The organism is Tenacibaculum crassostreae (assembly GCF_964512405.1).
In the GTDB taxonomy this organism is placed as follows: Bacteria; Bacteroidota; Bacteroidia; order Flavobacteriales; family Flavobacteriaceae; genus Polaribacter; species Polaribacter crassostreae.
This window is the reverse complement of sequence record NZ_CAZELE010000007.1, coordinates 330,214-348,193: the sequence shown is the minus strand read 5'-3', so window position 1 is coordinate 348,193 and position 17,980 is coordinate 330,214. Positions and strand designations below refer to the sequence as shown.

Genomic DNA, 17,980 nt, shown 5'->3' with positions numbered 1-17,980 from the left:
CTTTACTGATAAAACTTATGCAAAAGATGACAAAGTTTGGTGAAATTATAAGTATTAACAAACCAGTGTTAATCGATTTTTACGCAGATTGGAGTGAGTTTGAACCAAGTTTAGACACACTTCGTGATGTTGCTGCTGCCTTAGGTGATAAAGCTAAAGTTATAAAGATAGACATTGCTAAAAATGAAATTCTTGCTGAAGCTTTACGTGTAAAAGGAAATCCGACTTTTATGATTTATAAAAACGGAGAAATGAAGTGGCGACAAACTGGCGAGCAAGATGCGAATACGCTAATAGGTTTGGTACAACAATACGTTTAGTAAATCGCCTTAAATTCATATCCTTTTTCCGAAAATTCTTTTAAAACTTTAGGTAACGCGTAGTATAATTTATCACTCGCTTTAATACTGTCGTGAAAAACGATGATGCTTCCTTTTTTTGTGTTTTTTACCACGTTTTGTAAGCATTTTTCTTTTGAAATGTTTGTGTCAAAATCTGCTGAAAGTACATCCCACATAATAATTTTATAACCCTTTGCTAAAAGATGTTTCGCTTGACTTTTTTTGATTCTTCCATAAGGAGGACGAAAGAGTTTTGTTTTCTGATTCAGTAATTTTTCACACTTATTTGTGTTTTCAAAATAAGTGTCATTACTAGTTTTCCATCCGTTTAAATGGTTAAAAGTGTGGTTTCCTACGGTATGTCCTTCACTAACAATTCTTGAAAAAATAGCAGGGTATTTACGAACATTATCACCAATACAAAAGAAGGTAGCTTTTGCATTATACTCTTTCAATTGATCGAGTACAAATTCTGTTACTTCTGGTATTGGTCCATCATCAAAAGTTACGTAAATTTCTTTTTTATGGGTAAAAAAAGACCACGTATACTTAGCAAAAAGTTGTTTAAGTATACGTGGTGTTTTTATAAAATACAACCTCATTAATTAAGGTTTGATTGTGTCTAGTTCTTGCGAATCTGATTCTTCTTCTTTGGAAGGTGCTCTGAAAAATCCTTCGTGAATCTTATATTCTTTAAAAGCTTTTTTACTATACTCTTCGTCTTTATCATAACGAACAATTTGTTGTATTACGTTTTCATACATGTATAGGTTTGTAAGTATGTTATCTTCAACTAAATGTAAATCATCATAGTCAAAAGTAATATAGTATTGTAATTTTTGTTGGAAAATTTTAATTAAAGTTTCAGTAGTTTGATGTGCTTTGTCAATATCACCAATGCGATAATATAACTCAGGGTATCCTAATGAGAAATTGTAATGATCAAAGTCTTCAATTGGCATTTTATACAATGATAAATCTAACACATCTTTAGCGTTTACAGAATCTCCTTTTTGTAAAAATTCTTCTGATAATCGCATTAAGTTATTGCGTAATGAAATAGCGTTACGCTTGCTTTGTTCGTCTAAATAAATTTCTCCGTTATTAATAGTTTTCCAATCCCACTTTTTAACGTTTGCATACATTTTTTCTGGATCGATACGCCCCATGTCAAAAATTGATTTTCCTTTATTAGAAGTTTTAATAGGAACTAATTTGTATGACATTCCGTCTAATTGTAAGTAGTCTTTTAACCAGATGTACTCTTCATCAGCATTGGCACCACCAGTAAAGTAAATAGGACGCTTCCAATCAAAATTATTTAAGATGTCTAACATCAATAATCTTGCTTTTGACAAGCCTCTATCATCCACAGTAATATCGATATAATCAACCATTTTATCAGCATCTTTTTGTGCTACTAATCCTGTTTTTAAAGCGTTTTCTTTGTTAACAGGAATACGGATTCTATTGGTTGGATAAAATTTCTCTTTAGCACCATCACCAGCATCTAAATAAGTTGCATCGTTATCACTAGCTATCCAGCGCATAAAATCACTAATCAACAAAACAGAATCTTTTAACTGCGGAATAGGGTAGTAGTATGCCATGTCTAAGGTTCCGTACTTGTATTGATCGTGTGTTAATTGAGACGGAATTGGATCTGCTGTGTAGGTTTTCTTTTTCATTTGATCGATATACCAATCAGTTTGAAAAAGACTTGTATTGACAATTTTTATATCTCTACGAACACCTTCAATTTGTTGCATATACCAAAGTGGGAAAGTATCGTTATCACCAATAGTAAATATAATAGCGTTAGGATCGCAACTTTCTAAATAGGTTTGTGCATTTAATTGTGCCAAATAGCGATCTCCTCTATCATGATCATCCCAGTTTTGGAAGCCCATTAATGCAGGAACTGCAAATAATGATACAGCCGAAACAGCGTAAGCAACTATTTTTTTACTAGCGTATTTTTTAAAGTAATCATATAGTGCTAATACACCAAAACCAATCCAGATAGCAAAAACGTAGAATGAACCAACTACTGCGTAATCACGTTCACGTGGTTCAAATGGTTTTGGGTTGGTGTAGAATATAATTGCCAATCCTGTAAATAAAAAGAATAGTGTTAGTACATAAAAGTTGTTTTTATCCTTGTTTACTTGATAAAACAACCCAAATATCCCTAATAGGAAAGGTAAAAAGAAGTAGGTGTTACGTCCTTTGTTGTTTTTTACATCGTCTGGTAAATTTTGTTGAGAGCCTAAGCGAGCTTCATCAATAAAATCAATACCGCTTAACCAGTTTCCGCTTTCAATATCTAAATTTCCTTGAATGTCGTTTTGACGACCTACGAAATTCCACATAAAATAACGTCCGTACATATATCCGAATTGGTAATCGACCATGAATTTTACATTCTCTAAAAAGGTCGGACGTCTTTTACTTCTTGCAGGAATTCCAGCAATGCTTTTGTATTGTTGATCTGAAGCAGGATTTACCATACGAGGTATAAACCCTTTGTGTTTGCTAGAGTAGTTTGGTAATACATTTTTATATCTGTTTACAATAACGTATTTACCGTCTATTTTTTCATATTTAGGTTTATCATCTTTATAAGGCTTTTCAGCATCTTGCTCTCTATCATAAGCAACAGAATAGTAATTATCGTAAAAAACATTTGCATCACCGTATTGTTCACGGTTGTAGTACGCTAATAATTCTCGAGCACTTGATGGGTTGTTCTCGTTGATAATTGTATCGGCATTTGCGCGAATTGGTAACATTAACCAAGATGAAAATCCAATCATTATAAATAGTACAGAAAGAACTAAAGTGTTTGCTGTAACTAAGTTCTTTTTGCGTGTATATTTTAATCCGTATACAAATAATCCTACCAATAGTAACCCTGCAATGATAGTTCCTGAGTTATAAGGTAATCCTATTTGATTAATAAAGAATAATTCAGCAACACTAAAGAATTTTAATGTAAAAGGAAATAAAAACTTAAACACAAAAGCTAATACAAGTATTGCAACTAGGGTAGCAACTGCAGCTGTTTTTAAAGTGATGTTTTTATAAGTTTTAAAGAAATACAATAAAACTATTGAAGGGATTACTAGCAATGACAATATGTGTACACCAAAAGACAATCCTACAACAAAACTAATAAGTACTAACCATTTATTACCTCTCGGAGTGTTTAATTCGGTTTCCCAACGCAATCCTAACCAAAATAAAATTGCCATCAAGAAAGATGACATTGCGTATACTTCGCCTTCAACAGCACTAAACCAAAAGCTGTCAGAAAAAGTATACGCTAACGAACCTACTAAACCACTTCCTAATATAGCAATTGCTTCATTTTTACTGAACTTGCCGTTTTTTACTGCCATTTTCCTAGCTAAACTGGTAATAGTCCAGAACATAAATAAAATAGTGAAAGCACTTGCTAAAGCAGACATAAAGTTGACCATCTTAGCTAATTGACTAGGGTCGCTAGTAAACATTGCAAAAAATGCTCCTAGCATTTGAAACAAAGGAGCTCCAGGTGGATGTCCTACTTCTAGGTTTACTGCAGTTGCGATGTATTCTCCGCAATCCCAAGAACTTACCGTAGGTTCAAGAGTTAATGTATAGGTAATTAATGCTATTGCAAATGAAACCCATCCTAAAATGATGTTCCATTTTTTATAGTTAGGCTCAGTCATAGTTTTTTATCTAGATATAAAGTACGAATGTATTAATTACAAACGATTTTTTCGTTGTAAGCAAAAATATAATTTTACACAAACTACTCAGGTATGTATACTACCAAAGTTGTGTTAAAAAATACACTTATTTTTTCTGAAATTAAAAAAATAGAATTATATTTGCACCCGCAATAAGCAATTGGCCCATGGTGTAATGGTAACACACCGGTTTTTGGTGCCGTTATTCTAGGTTCGAGTCCTAGTGGGCCAACTAATTTTGCTTGTTTTTAGTTTTCAACTAAAATTGCCCCATGGTGTAATGGTAACACACCGGTTTTTGGTACCGATATTCTAGGTTCGAGTCCTAGTGGGGTAACTTCTTAAAAGTCTTAACGAATTTCGTTAAGACTTTTTTATTTGTAACAAATTTTAGCAAGTGTCGTCTTCAATTAAAACACTACAATTATGAAACGTATTGCAACAATTTTTTTCTGTCTTTTTGTATTAAGTACATCATTTGCACAAGAACAAAACTTTAAAGAGTTTTATAAATCTAATAAAGATAGAGCTGAAGTATCTTTAAACATTCCTAGTTTTTTTGCAAACCTATTTATTTCTGATGAAGATACTGATGAATTTGCTGTGTTCTTAAAGAAAGCACGTAATTATAAGGTTATGGTGTTTAATAACAATTTATCATCTGTTCAAAATGATTTTAAAAAGTTTGTTAGAAAAAACAACCTAAAAACTTTAGTAAAAGTTAAAGACGGAAAGGAAAGAGTAACGGTCTTTTTTAGAGAAACAAAAGACCGTATTAAAGAAATTATAGTGAATGTTCACGACAATAAAGATGAGTTAGTTTTATTAGGGATTAAAACAAACCTAACTATGGATGAACTATCAGCAATGGTAGAAGCATCAACAAAGAATAATATTGCTTCGAACTAAATTATATATAAACTCCGACAAAAAATGTCGGAGTTTTTTAATTAATCAAGCTTTTTAAGCTTTCAACTACTTTTTTACTATTACCAATAAAAATTTGGTTTTCAACAATAAAAACTGGGCGCTTTAAAAATGTGTATTCATCTAAAATGTACTGGCGGTAATCAGCTTCAGTAACATTTTGATTTTTTAAGTCCATTTCCTTGTACAATTTTGCTCTTTTGTTAAATAAGCTTTCGTAACTATCGGTCATCGCACGCATTTCTTCTAGTTGAGCAACAGTAATAGGATTGTTTTTTATTTCTTGCTTTTCAAATCCATCAAGATTTACTTCTTTTAAAATTCTTCGGCACGTATCACAAGTTTGTAAAAAATAAACTTTTTTCATTGGTATAAACTTTTATTGTTATTGGTTTTAACCATTAAATAACAAATACGAAGTACAAGCTTTATAGGTTAAATAGCTATCTTTGAAATAGCTAAAATAACTAGAAAAATGAACAAACAATTTGAAGTTTTAAAAAAATCGAGAGAATTAGTTTTAAAAAGAATAGAAGGGTTAACCTTAGAACAACTGCATATCATTCCTGAAGGATTCAATAATAATATTGCATGGAATGTAGCACACTTAGTAGTTACGCAACAATTATTGCATTATAAATTGTCGGGATTAGATTGTTTAGCGCCTGATGAATTGATAGAAGATTACAAAAAAGGAACCGTACCAACGAAAGATTTTACCGAAGAAGAATTTGATGAGGTAAAAGAATTACTAATTGGTTTACCAGATACGATGCAAGAAGATTTTGAAGCAGGAATTTTTACAGATTACCAAACCTATGAAACAAGTACAGGTTTTGTTTTAGATTCAATTGAAAGTGCTATAGCTTTTAATAATTTACACGAAGGAATGCATTTGGGAATGATTATGACTTTAACTAAATTGGTGTAATTTTTCTGAAAAATTCATTCTGAAATAAATTATAGATGAAATTCAATACCAAAACCATACACGGAGGTCAAAAGCACGAAGAAGCAACGGGGGCGGTTATGACTCCGATATTTCAAACATCTACGTATGCGCAAACAAGTCCTGGAGTTAACAAAGGGTATGAATATTCGCGTGCCTCAAATCCTACACGTACCGCTTTAGAAAATGCGTTTGCAGCTATTGAAAATGGAACACACGGATTTGCTTTTTCTTCTGGTTTATCAGCGATAGATTGTGTGTTGAGAACTTTAAATCCAGGTGATGAGATAATTGCAGGAGATGATATTTACGGAGGAACCTACCGCATGTTTACGAACATGTTTGAAAAATATGGATTGCAATTTCAGTATGTTGACATGAATGAAGTGGCGAATGTAACCAATGCTATTTCTGAAAAAACAAAACTAATTTGGATTGAAACACCAACTAATCCGCTAATGAAAATTGCGGATGTAGAGGAAATTACCAAAGCAGTGAAAAATAAAAAACCAGCTATTATAGTAGCGGTTGATAATACTTTTGCAACACCGTATTTACAGCGTCCGTTAGATTTGGGTGTTGATATCGTAATGCATTCAGCAACAAAGTATTTAGGAGGGCATTCCGATTTGGTCATGGGAGCTTTAATGACTAAAAATGCTGAGTTAGCAGAACAATTGCACTTTATTCAGTTTGCAGCTGGAGCAATTGCAGGACCTATGGATTCGTTTTTAGCGCTTCGAGGAGTAAAAACTCTGCATTTACGTATGCAACGTCACTGTGAAAATGGGAAAGCAGTAGCTAAATACTTATCAGCGCATCCAAAAGTAAGAGAGGTATTTTATCCGGGATTAGAAAATCATCCAAATCATAAAATAGCTAAAAAGCAAATGGATGATTTTGGAGGTATGGTTTCTTTCCGATTGAAAGATGAAAGTAAACAAGCAGCTTTAACTTTTTTAGAAAACACTCAACTATTTACGTTGGCTGAATCGCTAGGAGGAGTAGAAAGTTTGGTAAGTCATCCAGTAACGATGACACATGCTTCTATTCCTGAAACTGATCGTTTAAAAATAGGAATTACAGATTCTTTAATTCGTTTGAGTGTTGGGGTAGAAGATATAGACGATTTATTGGCTGATTTAGAACAAGCATTGAAAAAATAGAACGAAGACGAGTTAAGATATAAAATTAAAAAATCCCGCAATTTGCGGGATTTTTTATTCTTAATTTATGATAGGAACTAATTACTTAGCTGCTGCATATCTTCTTTCTACTTCGTTCCAGTTGATAACCTTAAAGAAAGCTTCAATATAATCTGGACGACGGTTTTGGTAGTTTAAGTAATAAGCGTGTTCCCAAACGTCTAATCCTAAAATAGGAGTTCCGCCACAAGTAACACCTGGCATTAATGGATTGTCTTGGTTAGGAGTAGAGCAAACTTCTACTTTACCTCCTTTGTGTACACATAACCAAGCCCATCCTGAACCAAATTGTGTAGCAGCTGCTTTAGAGAACGCATCGATAAAAGCTTCTTTCGATCCGAATTCAGCTTCGATAGCATCTTTTAATTCACCTGATAAATATCCTCTGTCTTCTGGGTTCATTACTGTCCAAAATAAAGAGTGGTTGTAAAATCCACCTCCATTGTTACGGACAGCTCCGTTGCTCATGTCTAAATTAGTTAAAATATCTTCGATAGATTTTCCTTCTAAATCAGTACCTGCAATGGCATTGTTTAAGTTGTTTGTATATCCGTTATGGTGCTTACCATGGTGTATTTCCATAGTTCTAGCATCTATATGTGGTTCTAAAGCGTCGTAAGCATATCCTAATTTTGGTAATTCGAAAGCCATAATTTTTTGTTTTTTAATAGATTAAATTTTTCGTTTTTCTGAATGTAAATTTAACCCAAAAAAATAAGGCAAACAAAAGTTTGCCTTATGGATAATTTATATAGATATAAAAAATACTTATTCTTTAGTATGCTGGTTTATCGGCTGAAGAATATTCATTCATAAAATCCTCAGCTTTTTCAACCATTTGTTTACTTCCGCAATAAAAAGGAACACGTTGGTGTAATTCTGTAGGTTTAATATCCATGATTCTTGTAAAGCCGTCAGAAGCTTTTCCTCCAGCTTGCTCACAAATAAATGCCATAGGATTGCATTCGTATAACAAACGTAATTTTCCTTTCGGAGTGATTGCTGTAGCAGGATAAATATAAACTCCGCCTTTAATCATATTTCTATGGAAATCTGAAACCAATGATCCGATATAACGTGCTGTGTACGGACGGTTATCTGCCTCATTTAATTCTTTACAGTGAATTAAGAAACGCTTCATTCCTTCTTGAAAATGCGTAAAATATCCTTCGCTAACTGAGTATATTTTACCAATTTCTGGGAACTGCATATTTGGGTGTGATAAGTAAAAAGTACCAATAGCAGGATTTAGTGTGAATCCGTTTACTCCATTACCTGTAGTGAAAACTAACATGGTTGAGGTACCGTAAGCTACATAACCCGCAGCTACTTGTTCGCTACCTTTTTGTAAGAAATCTTCTTTAGTAACAGGAGTTCCCACAGGAGATATTCTTCGGTAAATAGAAAAAATAGTCCCTACCGATACATTTACATCAATGTTTGAAGATCCGTCTAAAGGATCCATTAACAATACATATTTGTTTTCGTTAGCTTTATTTTGACCTTCAACAATAACAAAATCGTCTTCTTCTTCACTAGCAATACCACAAACAATCTCACGGTTTATCAATGTTTGTTTAAATAAATCGTTGGCTAAAACATCTAGTTTTTGCTGTGCTTCTCCTTGAACATTAATGTCGCCAGCAGCTCCAGTTATATCTACTAAACCAGCTTTTCTAATTTCGTGATTTACTACTTTGGCAGCTAAACGAATAGAATTTATTAAACGAGATAATTCACCAGAAGAATATTTAAAATCTTTTTGTTTACTTATGATAAACTCACCCAGAGTCATGTGTTTATTGTCCATTTTACATGTTTGTGTTGTGTGTACAAAGATGCCAACTTTTTTGCTTTTCTACAATTATTTAGAGCCTTAAAAATTTCAACAAAAAATCTTGATGTGTTTTAAATTTTCCTTTTGCTTTTAGAGGATTTTTTTTAAAACTATCTTTACCAAAAAAATAAGAAATGAGTTTTATTATTAGACAAGGTGAACAAAAGGACGCGCAAGCTATTTTAGATTTAATCATAGAGTTAGCAGTGTTCGAAAAGGAGCCTAATGCGGTTGAAATTTCTATTGAAGACCTAATAGAAGATGGTTGGTCAAATACACCGAAATTTAAAACCTTTGTTGCTGAAGAAAATAATAAGATTATAGGTGTGGCGTTATTTTATGAACGTTATTCTACATGGAAAGGAAAAGCAATTCATTTAGAAGATTTAATGGTAACTAAATCTAAAAGAGGCCTAGGAGCAGGTAAAGCATTGTACACAGCTGTTTTAAAATACGCTTATGAAAAAGGATGTAAAAGAGTTGCTTGGGAAGTGTTAGACTGGAATACAAGTGCGGTTGATTTTTACAAAAGTACAGGTGCAACAGTATATGATGAGTGGAGAGTTTGTCATATGAATGAACAAAACTTACAACAATATTGTAATGAGAATATTTAAGTTTGGAGGAGCGTCGGTTAAAGATGCTAATGGAGTAAAAAACCTTGCTAAGGTATTGCAATACGAAGGAACTGAAAACACACTAGTGGTAATTTCAGCTATGGGAAAAATGACCAATGCTTTTGAACGTGTGGTTGATGGCTATTTCTATAAAAAAGAAGAGTTAAAAGAAGCATTGAATTATGTTGAAACTTTCCATCAAAATATGTTAGACGGATTGTTTTCTTCAAATCATGAAGTTTATAACAAAGTAAATTTCCTTTTTGGTGAATTAAGTGGGTTCATGATTCAAAACACCTCAAAAGATTATAACTATGTGTACGATCAAATGGTTGGCTTTGGTGAGTTACTATCAACTACTATTGTGAGTGCTTATTTGTCTGATATAGGGGTGAGCAATCAATGGTTAGATGTGCGTGAATACATTAAAACCGATGGTAGTTATCGCGATGCTAAAATTGATTGGAAACAAACTCAACAACAAATAAGTGAAAAAGTTGATGAGTCAAAACTTAACATCACACAAGGGTTTTTAGGAGGTTTTGGTGTTGAAACCACTACGTTAGGAAGAGAAGGTTCTGATTATACTGCAGGAATTTTCGCATATTGTTTAGATGCAGAAAGTGTTACCATTTGGAAAGATGTTGAAGGCGTTTTAAATGCTGACCCTAGAGTATTTTCTGAAACCACTTTGTTAGAAGAAATATCATATACAGAAGCAATAGAGATGGCGTTTTATGGAGCTTCTGTAATTCATCCAAAAACTATTCAGCCATTAGAACAAAAGAAAATACCGTTATACGTTCGTTCTTTTGAAGATGTTACGAAGTCTGGAACATGTGTAGGCAGAGGAAAGAAAATTACACCAGAAATTCCATGCTTTATTGTAAAGAAAAATCAAATTTTGGTGGCTATTTCAGCAAAAGATTTTTCGTTTATGGTTGAAGATAATATAAGCGATGTGTTTAAAAAATTGCATGAGTATAAATTAAAAGTTAACCTTATTCAAAATTCAGCTATTAGCTTCTCGGTTTGTGTAGAAGACAAGTACCATAATTTTGAAAATTTTTATAACGACTTAAAAGCTGCTTATAAAATTAAAGCTTACGAGAACACTACGCTTTATACCATTCGCCATTTTAACGACGATGCAATTGAAGTTATTAAAAAGCGAGGAAAATCTATCATACGACAAATAAATACCGAAACTGCACAATTTGTCATTCAAGAAAAGCTGGAAAGCTAGCGAAAAATAAATTATATTTGCAGTTATGTCAATTGATAACTGTTTATGGGATTAGTAACACCTAAGGAAGTTGCAAAAGCGATTGGGACTGATAAGTTCGGAGTTTTCGGGACGTTTTCAGGTTGGTTGCTGATGAAAGTTTTGCGAATTTCTACAGCTAATGAAGTTTACAACAAGCACAAACACAAAAAAGATTTGCCTTTTTTGAACGGTTTGCTTGATGAGTTTCAAATAGAATTTGAAATACCAGAAGAAGATTTAAAGCGTATTCCTAAAGAAGGACCATTTATTACCATTTCTAATCACCCACTAGGAGGTATAGATGGTATTTTATTGCTAAAACTACTATTAGAGCATAGAACCGATTATAAAATAATCGCAAATTTCTTATTACATAGAATTGAGCCTTTAAAACCATATGTAATGCCCGTAAATCCTTTTGAAAATCATAAGGATGCAAAATCGAGTGTTGCAGGTATTAAAAGTGCATTATCACACATACGAGAAGGAAAACCATTAGGGATTTTTCCAGCAGGAGAAGTTTCGACCTATCGTGATGGTAAATTAATGGTTGATAAAGAATGGGAACAAGGAGCAGTTAGATTAATAAAAAAAGCAAAGGTTCCAGTAATTCCAATTTATTTTCATGCTAAAAACAGCAAGCTGTTTTATACGCTTTCAAGAATTAGCGATACATTAAGAACAGCAAAATTACCTTCGGAATTATTATCACAAAAGCATAGAGTTATTAAGGTAAGAATTGGAAAACCGATTTCTGTAAAAGATCAAGATTCGTATGCTGAAATTCCAGATTTTTATCAGTTCTTACGTAGAAAAACCTATATGTTGGCAAATCCGTTTGAGAAAGGAGCTCAAAAAATATTGTCAACACAAAACCTTAAAATTCCGAAGAAAGCTAAAAATATCATTTCGCAAAAGTCTCCAGAATTATTTGTGAAAGAGGTGGATGCTTTACGAGAAAAAGGAAGCAGACTTTTAGAAAGTAAGAATTACGAAGTGTTTTTTGCTACAGCGAAAGAAATACCAAATATTTTACATGAAATAGGTCGTTTACGTGAAATTACCTTTAGAGAAGTAGGTGAAGGAACAAATAAGTCAATAGATTTAGACAAGTTTGACAAGTATTACCACCATTTGTTTTTATGGGATAACGATCAAAAAAAGTTGGTTGGAGCCTATAGAATGGGCTTGGGGAAAGAAATTTTTAAGAAGTACGGAATCAATGGTTTTTATATTCAAACTTTGTTTAGAGTGGAGCCAGAATTAAATCCAATGATGGAAAAAACCATCGAAATGGGACGTGCTTTTATCATCAAAGAATACCAACAAAAACCAATGCCTCTTTTCTTGCTATGGAAAGGTATTGTGCACGTTACGCTACGCTATCCTGAGCATAAATATTTAATGGGCGGAGTTAGTATTAGTAATCAATTTTCTGAGTTTTCTAAATCGTTGATGATTGAGTTTATGAAGTCGCATTATTACGATCCGTATGTGGCGCAATACATTCATCCGAAGAAAGAATTTAAAGTAAAACTAAAAGATGCAGATAAAGATTTTGTATTTGATGCTACTGAAGCTGATATGCAAAAGTTTGATAAAATTATTGATGAACTAGAACCTGGTGAATTACGTATTCCGGTTTTAATTAAAAAGTATGTAAAACAAAATGCACGTTTGGTAGCTTTTAATGTAGATCCGAAGTTTAACAACGCAATTGACGGATTAATGTATATTAAGGTTGCTGATATACCCGAAAGCACTGTAAAACCTGTTATGGAAGAATTTCAGGAAGAATTAGAACGTCGTGCAGCAGAAAATTTAAATAAGTAATTTATTATAAATATTAGCTAATAAAAAAGCATCGTACTAAGTACGATGCTTTTTTGTTTTTATTTAGTTTTTAGATTATTTGAATAACCTAAAAATATCGTTTCCGTTGGCAAATAGTAACAATGCAATTAATAAGATAAACCCTGTTATTTGCGCATATTCTAAGAATTTATCTCCTGGTTTTTTACCTGTAATCATTTCCCATAAGGTAAATACTACGTGACCACCGTCTAACGCAGGAATTGGTAATAAATTCATAAATCCTAACATGATTGATAAGAATGCAGTAATGTTCCAGAAAGTGTACCAACTAAATTCTGATGGGAAAATACTTCCGATAGAAATAAACCCTCCTAAACCTTTATAAGCGCCTGTACTCGGATTTAAAATCTTTTTCATTTGCTTAATGTAGTTCGTTAAAGTGGTCCAAGCTTTATTAGTACCAGCAGGAATAGCTTCACCAAAAGAATAACTTTTTTCTGCTAATGTATAGTACCCTAATTTTTCTAAATCGGTTAAAGGTAAATTAGTCGCATAAGCTCCTAGTTTTCCTTCTTCTGTAACTTTTACAGGAAATGTTATGTTTTGATTGTTTCTTAAAATAGTAAGGCTAATTTCTTGTCCTTTGTTATTTTCTAAAACAGATTGAACTTGGTCAAAATAGCTTACAGGAGTACCATTTATAGCTTTTACAATATCTTTCTTTTGTAAACCGCTTTTACTATTTGGTGAGTCATCAGGAATTTGACCGATAACAAAAGGCTGTCTGTAAGTAATGAAAGGACCAATGTCTCTACCTCTATCAACTAATTTAGAAATGAAATCTGTAGGAATGTCTTTTTCAATAACAGCTCCATTTCTTTCAATAGTATATTTATTTCCGTTGATGAATTCTAAAGGTAATTCACCAAACTTTTCAACTTTTTCACCATCAATAGTTAAAATTTTATCTCCAGTTTCTAAGCCTAAATCTTTTCCTAACTGGTCTTGTACCCAAACTCCATCTTTTAAACTTTCGTTTGGTAAATATTTTTCACCATACGCCCACATTAAACAGATGTAAATTAAAATACCAAGCACAAAGTTTACAAAAACTCCACCTAACATAATAATTAAACGTTGCCACGCAGGTTTAGATCGGAATTCCCAAGGTTGTGCAGGTTGTTTCATTTGCTCGGTATCCATACTTTCGTCAATCATACCCGCAATTTTTACATAACCTCCTAACGGAATCCAACCAATACCGTAAACTGTTTCGCCTATTTTCTTTTTAAATAATGAAAACTTATAATCGAAAAATAGGTAGAATTTTTCTACACGTGTTTTAAATAATTTAGCAGGAATAAAATGCCCTAATTCATGCAATACGATTAAGAGCGATAAGCTTAAAATAAATTGAGATGCTTTTATTAAAATTTCCATAAAAGGGTTTTGTCTAAAATTTAAAATCTGACAAATGTACGTTTTTCAGTACAGTTCTAAAAGTTTGCACCTTAGTTGGCGGTTTGTTTTAACAAAGTTTTTACGCTAGCGGTTTACAAACCTTGTTTTTAGTCGTATTTTTGCATAAAATTTATGTACTGTGGATCTTAATTTCTTTAAAAAATCTAAAAGCACCCTAATTTTTATCATTGTTTTTTGCGCTGTTGGAATTCCGGTGTTTTATCATTTGGTAAAAGTGGATACTAAACTACCTATTTATAATCCTGCTGATATTAATCCGAAATTGGTAGATGCTTCTATAAGAAATAAAACAAAGAATCATAAAATAGGAGATTTTAGGTTGATAAATCAGAATGGAGATACGATAACAAATGCTGATTATAAAGATAAAATATATATAGCTGATTTCTTTTTTACACGCTGTCAAACAATTTGTATTGCCATGGCGTATAATATGAGCGAACTCCAAGAGCATTATAAGAATGACGATGATATTATGTTTTTATCGCATTCGGTAACTCCGGTGATGGACAGCGTTCCTCAATTACGTAAATATGCTGATGAAAAAGGAGTAATCGATGGAAAATGGAATGTTACCACAGGAGATAAAAAGCACATTTACAATTTAGCACGTAAACATTATTTTGCTGTTTTAGACGAAGGTGACGGAGGTGAGAACGATTGGGTTCACACCGAAAACTTTGTGTTAATAGACAAAGAAGGTCGCATTAGAGGTTCTTATGACGGAACCAAAAAAGAAAACATGCAAAAAATTATTGATGACATTACTTTGTTGAAAGAAGAATACGCTAAATAATTACTTTAACTTCTTTCCGTCTTCATCAAAGTTCTTGTTAATTTCTTGCTCCGTTTTAATTACTGATACAGCCAATGAAAGTAGCATGATTGCCATAGGTTGCCATGTTAGTTCTTTAGATAAAAAAGCTAAAACTAAGACTGCAACTAAAGAAATAGCTGAATAAATTAAGAATTGCTTTGTAAAAAATGAATTTGCAAAATGCCAAATTGTTTCATTTTTCATGGTTTTATTGGTTCTGTAACCATAAATAGCATTTATTTTCTTAGGTGGAAAGAAATAAAAAATAAGGCTAAAAAAGAAAAGCATTCCGTTTACAGAAAGCACGTAATAAAAAGGATTCATGGTTTAATTTTTAATAGATTCTAGTATTCCTTTTAGTAAGGTGTTCATATCAGCATTTTTGGTAAGTCCTGTGCGAACCACTACTAAATCTTGATCTGGCAAAATAAATACATTTTGACCTTTATAACCATTAAAAGAATACATATTTTTTGGAGCATCAGGATATCTGCTTCCTGCATTTAACCAAATTTGAGCACCATACCAGCCATCAGAAGTTGGGGTAGGTGTCGTAGCATAAGTTACCCAATCTTGGTCGAACAAATGTTCTCCGTTCCATTCACCATTATGAAGGTATAATAAACCTAGTTTCGCCCAATCTCTTGCTGTAGCCCATGCGTATGAAGAACCAACGTAGTGATTACTCATATCAGTTTCAATAATCATAGAGTTCATTCCAATTTTATCAATCAACGCTTCATACCAAAAATCTAAATACTCTTGATGCGTATCAAATTGCGAACGTAAAATACCTGATAGCAAATTGGTGGTTCCAGAAGAATAGTTCCAAGATTCGTTGGGTTTTCCTATTAAAGGTTTGTTTACTTGAACTTTGGTCATGTCTTTTTCTAAAAACAACATTTTGGTTGCATCAGAAATCGTGTTGTAATCTTCTTCCCACTCCAAACCAGAATTCATTTGCAATAAATTATGAATGGTGATATTCTTACGATCATCATTTTCCCATTCTGGAAATAAATTGTCTTGTTGAAAATTGATTTTTCTCTGACAATTTAAAATTCCAAATAAAGTACTCGTAATACTTTTAGTCATAGACCATCCCAATTGTTTTGATTCTTTGGTGAATCCAGCATCGTATTTTTCAAAAACTATCTTGTCTTTATAAACAACAAGAACAGAACGAGTCTGATTTCTACTATTGAAAATAGTATCAATAGTTTCTTTCAGTTTTTTATAATCAATATTGCTGAAAATTGTGTCTTTATGATCTGCATTTCCATAAGGAAATGGAGTTGTATTATCAGCTTTTGAACGTTTCGGAGTAAGTTGAGGTTTTGAAGTATCAAAATCATCTGTAACTAAAACAGCACCCAAGCCTTCTCTGTAAATTGCTTTCCTTTTTAACAAACCATAAACCGAACCTGTTGCAGACTTTTCTCCTGCGTTAATTTCATCAGAAGTTAAATTGATTGGTGAAAAATTATTGTCATTAGTATCGGTAAACTCCAAGCTTCTTTCAGCAAGAAAAACAGATGAAGCAGTATTTTTTGCTGAATACCCTGCAAGGATATTCAGTTTTGGGTAGTTGTAGTAAATAGCAATAGTTAACGCTATTAAAACAAGTAAAAGTGTTCTTTTTAAAATTTTCATGAGGAACTCTTTTTTAACAAATGTAAGAATTTAATTGTTTGGTATTCGTATTTGAATTGCAAGCCCTACCTTTGCCTTAAATTTTGATTTTTATATGTTTACTGTAGATAAAATTCGAGCTGATTTTCCAATTTTAAATAGAGAAATACACGGAAAAAAATTAGTGTATTTAGACAACGGAGCAACTTCACAAACACCACAAGTAGTAATTGATACAATTGTTGATTATTATTCTAATTACAATGCGAATATTCATAGAGGTGTGCATACTCTTAGCCAAGAAGCTACCGATAAATACGAGGAAGCACGAATTAAAATTCAGCAGCATTTTAATGCAAAACATTCATATGAAATCATTTTAACCTCTGGAACAACACACGGAATTAATATTGTAGCCTCAGGTTTTTCGGCAATTTTAAACGAAGGAGATGAGGTGATTGTTTCTGCTTTAGAGCATCATTCTAACATTGTGCCTTGGCAAATGTTGTGTGAAAAAACAGGCGCGGTTTTAAAGGTAATTCCGATGGATGAAGATGGTTCTTTACGTATGGATATTTATCATGAATTATTAAACCCAAAAACGAAATTGGTTTTTTGTAATCATGTGTCAAATGCTTTGGGAACAATCAATCCAGTAAAAGAAATTATTCATGCAGCTCATAAATTTGGAGCCTATGTTTTAATTGATGGTGCGCAAGCGGTTCCACATATAAAGCCAGATGTTCAGGCATTAGATGCTGATTTTTATGTAGCCTCAGCACATAAAATGTGTGGGCCAACTGGAGTTGGAATGTTATATGGTAAAGAAGAATTGCTACAATTATTACCGCCTTATCAAGGAGGGGGAGAAATGATTGAAACGGTTACGTTTGAAAAAACCACCTACGCAGGTTTACCACATAAGTTTGAAGCAGGAACCCCTAATATTTGTGGAGGGATCGCTTTTGGAGCTGCTGTAGATTATATGAACTCTGTAGGTTTTGAAAATATTGAAAAACAAGAAAACGAGCTATTATCATATGCAACACAAGAATTAGAAAAAATAGAAGGATTAAAAATCTACGGAACAACTAATAAAACTTCTGTTATCTCTTTTAATTTAGAAGGAATTCATCCGTATGATGTTGGCGCTATTTTAGATAAATTAGGGGTAGCTGTTCGTACAGGTCATCATTGTGCACAACCTATTATGGAGTTTTATTGTATTCCAGGAACAGTTAGAGCATCTTTTTCTTTTTATAACACCAAGGAAGAAGTTGATGTATTGATCAATGCTGTTAAGAAAGCTAAAATGATGTTGAGTTAAATCACACAATATATTTTTATAAAAAAG

17 protein-coding genes and 2 tRNA genes are annotated in these 17,980 nt (G+C 32.7%); 11 read left to right on the top strand and 8 right to left on the bottom strand.

Features of this window, described 5'->3' with window-relative positions; translation table 11 throughout:
- Positions 1-26 precede the first annotated feature (26 nt).
- Positions 27-320, top strand: a complete 294-nt coding sequence (locus ACKTST_RS11915) for a thioredoxin family protein (RefSeq protein ID WP_408048092.1) — start codon at positions 27-29, stop codon at positions 318-320.
- Here ACKTST_RS11915 and ACKTST_RS11910 read toward each other — a convergent pair.
- Together ACKTST_RS11910 and ACKTST_RS11905 are read right to left on the bottom strand one after the other, a co-directional pair.
- On the bottom strand, positions 317-943 hold the full coding sequence (locus tag ACKTST_RS11910) for a polysaccharide deacetylase family protein (protein ID WP_408047965.1): 627 nt from the start codon (positions 941-943) through the stop codon (positions 317-319). The genes ACKTST_RS11915 and ACKTST_RS11910 overlap by 4 nt on opposite strands.
- A 3-nt stretch (positions 944-946) precedes the next feature.
- Entirely contained in the window at positions 947-4,057 is a 3,111-nt protein-coding gene (locus ACKTST_RS11905) for a protein O-mannosyl-transferase family (RefSeq protein ID WP_408047964.1), read from the bottom strand.
- 182 nt (positions 4,058-4,239) lie between these two features.
- Here ACKTST_RS11905 and ACKTST_RS11900 point away from each other — a divergent pair.
- From ACKTST_RS11900 to ACKTST_RS11890, 3 genes are all read left to right on the top strand, one after another.
- A tRNA-Gln gene (locus ACKTST_RS11900) sits at positions 4,240-4,310 on the top strand.
- Positions 4,311-4,344: 34 nt separating this feature from the next.
- Positions 4,345-4,415 (top strand) — tRNA-Gln (locus ACKTST_RS11895).
- A gap of 89 nt (positions 4,416-4,504) precedes the next feature.
- A complete protein-coding gene (locus ACKTST_RS11890) occupies positions 4,505-4,987 on the top strand; it encodes a DUF4252 domain-containing protein (RefSeq protein WP_408047963.1) in 483 nt (160 codons plus the stop codon).
- Between the two features lie 37 nt (positions 4,988-5,024).
- Here the strand turns inward: ACKTST_RS11890 and ACKTST_RS11885 are convergent, their stop codons facing one another.
- A complete protein-coding gene (locus ACKTST_RS11885; RefSeq protein WP_408047962.1) occupies positions 5,025-5,372 on the bottom strand; it encodes an arsenate reductase family protein in 348 nt (115 codons plus the stop codon).
- A 108-nt stretch (positions 5,373-5,480) separates the two neighbouring features.
- On the opposite strand from ACKTST_RS11885, the gene ACKTST_RS11880 reads away from it, so the two are divergent.
- Together ACKTST_RS11880 and ACKTST_RS11875 are read left to right on the top strand one after the other, a co-directional pair.
- Positions 5,481-5,936 carry a DinB family protein gene (locus tag ACKTST_RS11880; protein WP_408047961.1) on the top strand — a complete coding sequence of 152 codons (456 nt, stop codon included), beginning with the start codon at positions 5,481-5,483 and terminating at the stop codon, positions 5,934-5,936.
- Positions 5,937-5,971: 35 nt separating this feature from the next.
- Positions 5,972-7,120: a cystathionine gamma-synthase gene (locus ACKTST_RS11875; protein WP_408047960.1), complete on the top strand. Its 1,149-nt coding sequence runs from the start codon at positions 5,972-5,974 to the stop codon at positions 7,118-7,120.
- Positions 7,121-7,201: 81 nt separating this feature from the next.
- Here ACKTST_RS11875 and ACKTST_RS11870 read toward each other — a convergent pair whose 3' ends face one another.
- Together ACKTST_RS11870 and fbp are read right to left on the bottom strand one after the other, a co-directional pair.
- The gene (locus ACKTST_RS11870) at positions 7,202-7,810 is read right to left on the bottom strand and encodes a superoxide dismutase (RefSeq protein WP_408047959.1); all 609 of its coding nucleotides are present in this window, start codon (positions 7,808-7,810) and stop codon (positions 7,202-7,204) included.
- A 124-nt stretch (positions 7,811-7,934) separates the two neighbouring features.
- A complete protein-coding gene (fbp, locus tag ACKTST_RS11865) occupies positions 7,935-8,969 on the bottom strand; it encodes a class 1 fructose-bisphosphatase (protein ID WP_408047958.1) in 1,035 nt (344 codons plus the stop codon).
- Between the two features lie 161 nt (positions 8,970-9,130).
- On the opposite strand from fbp, the gene ACKTST_RS11860 reads away from it, so the two are divergent.
- Genes ACKTST_RS11860 through ACKTST_RS11850 form a run of 3 tightly spaced genes read left to right on the top strand, consistent with a single transcriptional unit; the run spans position 9,131 to position 12,713 of the window.
- Positions 9,131-9,613, top strand: coding sequence for a GNAT family N-acetyltransferase (locus ACKTST_RS11860; protein ID WP_408047957.1), 483 nt, complete (start codon positions 9,131-9,133; stop codon positions 9,611-9,613).
- Positions 9,600-10,859 carry an aspartate kinase gene (locus tag ACKTST_RS11855; protein WP_408047956.1) on the top strand — a complete coding sequence of 420 codons (1,260 nt, stop codon included), beginning with the start codon at positions 9,600-9,602 and terminating at the stop codon, positions 10,857-10,859. Before ACKTST_RS11860 ends, ACKTST_RS11855 begins: the two co-directional genes overlap by 14 nt.
- Before the next feature lie 45 nt (positions 10,860-10,904).
- A complete protein-coding gene (locus ACKTST_RS11850) occupies positions 10,905-12,713 on the top strand; it encodes a GNAT family N-acyltransferase (protein WP_408047955.1) in 1,809 nt (602 codons plus the stop codon).
- A 75-nt stretch (positions 12,714-12,788) separates the two neighbouring features.
- Here the strand turns inward: ACKTST_RS11850 and rseP are convergent, their stop codons facing one another.
- Positions 12,789-14,135 carry an RIP metalloprotease RseP gene (gene rseP / locus ACKTST_RS11845; protein WP_408047954.1) on the bottom strand — a complete coding sequence of 449 codons (1,347 nt, stop codon included), beginning with the start codon at positions 14,133-14,135 and terminating at the stop codon, positions 12,789-12,791.
- Between the two features lie 160 nt (positions 14,136-14,295).
- Here rseP and ACKTST_RS11840 point away from each other — a divergent pair, with 160 nt between their 5' ends.
- Complete coding sequence (locus ACKTST_RS11840) at positions 14,296-14,973, top strand: SCO family protein (RefSeq protein ID WP_408047953.1); 678 nt, start codon at positions 14,296-14,298, stop codon at positions 14,971-14,973.
- On the opposite strand, the gene ACKTST_RS11835 is transcribed toward ACKTST_RS11840, so the two are convergent.
- Both ACKTST_RS11835 and ACKTST_RS11830 read right to left on the bottom strand, forming a co-directional pair.
- Positions 14,974-15,318, bottom strand: coding sequence for an SdpI family protein (locus ACKTST_RS11835; protein WP_408047952.1), 345 nt, complete (start codon positions 15,316-15,318; stop codon positions 14,974-14,976).
- 3 nt (positions 15,319-15,321) lie between these two features.
- The gene (locus ACKTST_RS11830; protein WP_408047951.1) at positions 15,322-16,647 is read right to left on the bottom strand and encodes a serine hydrolase domain-containing protein; all 1,326 of its coding nucleotides are present in this window, start codon (positions 16,645-16,647) and stop codon (positions 15,322-15,324) included.
- A gap of 94 nt (positions 16,648-16,741) precedes the next feature.
- Between ACKTST_RS11830 and ACKTST_RS11825 the strand changes: the two genes are divergently transcribed.
- The gene (locus ACKTST_RS11825; RefSeq protein WP_408047950.1) at positions 16,742-17,953 is read left to right on the top strand and encodes an aminotransferase class V-fold PLP-dependent enzyme; all 1,212 of its coding nucleotides are present in this window, start codon (positions 16,742-16,744) and stop codon (positions 17,951-17,953) included.
- The last annotated feature ends 27 nt before the right edge of the window (positions 17,954-17,980 follow it).

Excerpts from the sequence above, each read along its gene's own strand:
- rseP (WP_408047954.1), bottom strand. The coding sequence starts at position 14,135 with ATGGAAATTTTAATAAAAGCATCTCAATTTATTTTAAGCTTATCGCTC.
- ACKTST_RS11855 (WP_408047956.1), top strand. The coding sequence starts at position 9,600 with ATGAGAATATTTAAGTTTGGAGGAGCGTCGGTTAAAGATGCTAATGGA.
- ACKTST_RS11830 (WP_408047951.1), bottom strand. The coding sequence starts at position 16,647 with ATGAAAATTTTAAAAAGAACACTTTTACTTGTTTTAATAGCGTTAACT.
- ACKTST_RS11850 (WP_408047955.1), top strand. The coding sequence starts at position 10,905 with ATGGGATTAGTAACACCTAAGGAAGTTGCAAAAGCGATTGGGACTGAT.
- ACKTST_RS11875 (WP_408047960.1), top strand. The coding sequence starts at position 5,972 with ATGAAATTCAATACCAAAACCATACACGGAGGTCAAAAGCACGAAGAA.
- ACKTST_RS11880 (WP_408047961.1), top strand. The coding sequence starts at position 5,481 with ATGAACAAACAATTTGAAGTTTTAAAAAAATCGAGAGAATTAGTTTTA.
- ACKTST_RS11860 (WP_408047957.1), top strand. The coding sequence starts at position 9,131 with ATGAGTTTTATTATTAGACAAGGTGAACAAAAGGACGCGCAAGCTATT.
- fbp (WP_408047958.1), bottom strand. The coding sequence starts at position 8,969 with ATGGACAATAAACACATGACTCTGGGTGAGTTTATCATAAGTAAACAA.
- ACKTST_RS11825 (WP_408047950.1), top strand. The coding sequence starts at position 16,742 with ATGTTTACTGTAGATAAAATTCGAGCTGATTTTCCAATTTTAAATAGA.
- ACKTST_RS11835 (WP_408047952.1), bottom strand. The coding sequence starts at position 15,318 with ATGAATCCTTTTTATTACGTGCTTTCTGTAAACGGAATGCTTTTCTTT.
- ACKTST_RS11915 (WP_408048092.1), top strand. The coding sequence starts at position 27 with ATGACAAAGTTTGGTGAAATTATAAGTATTAACAAACCAGTGTTAATC.
- ACKTST_RS11885 (WP_408047962.1), bottom strand. The coding sequence starts at position 5,372 with ATGAAAAAAGTTTATTTTTTACAAACTTGTGATACGTGCCGAAGAATT.
- ACKTST_RS11905 (WP_408047964.1), bottom strand. The coding sequence starts at position 4,057 with ATGACTGAGCCTAACTATAAAAAATGGAACATCATTTTAGGATGGGTT.
- ACKTST_RS11870 (WP_408047959.1), bottom strand. The coding sequence starts at position 7,810 with ATGGCTTTCGAATTACCAAAATTAGGATATGCTTACGACGCTTTAGAA.
- ACKTST_RS11890 (WP_408047963.1), top strand. The coding sequence starts at position 4,505 with ATGAAACGTATTGCAACAATTTTTTTCTGTCTTTTTGTATTAAGTACA.
- ACKTST_RS11910 (WP_408047965.1), bottom strand. The coding sequence starts at position 943 with ATGAGGTTGTATTTTATAAAAACACCACGTATACTTAAACAACTTTTT.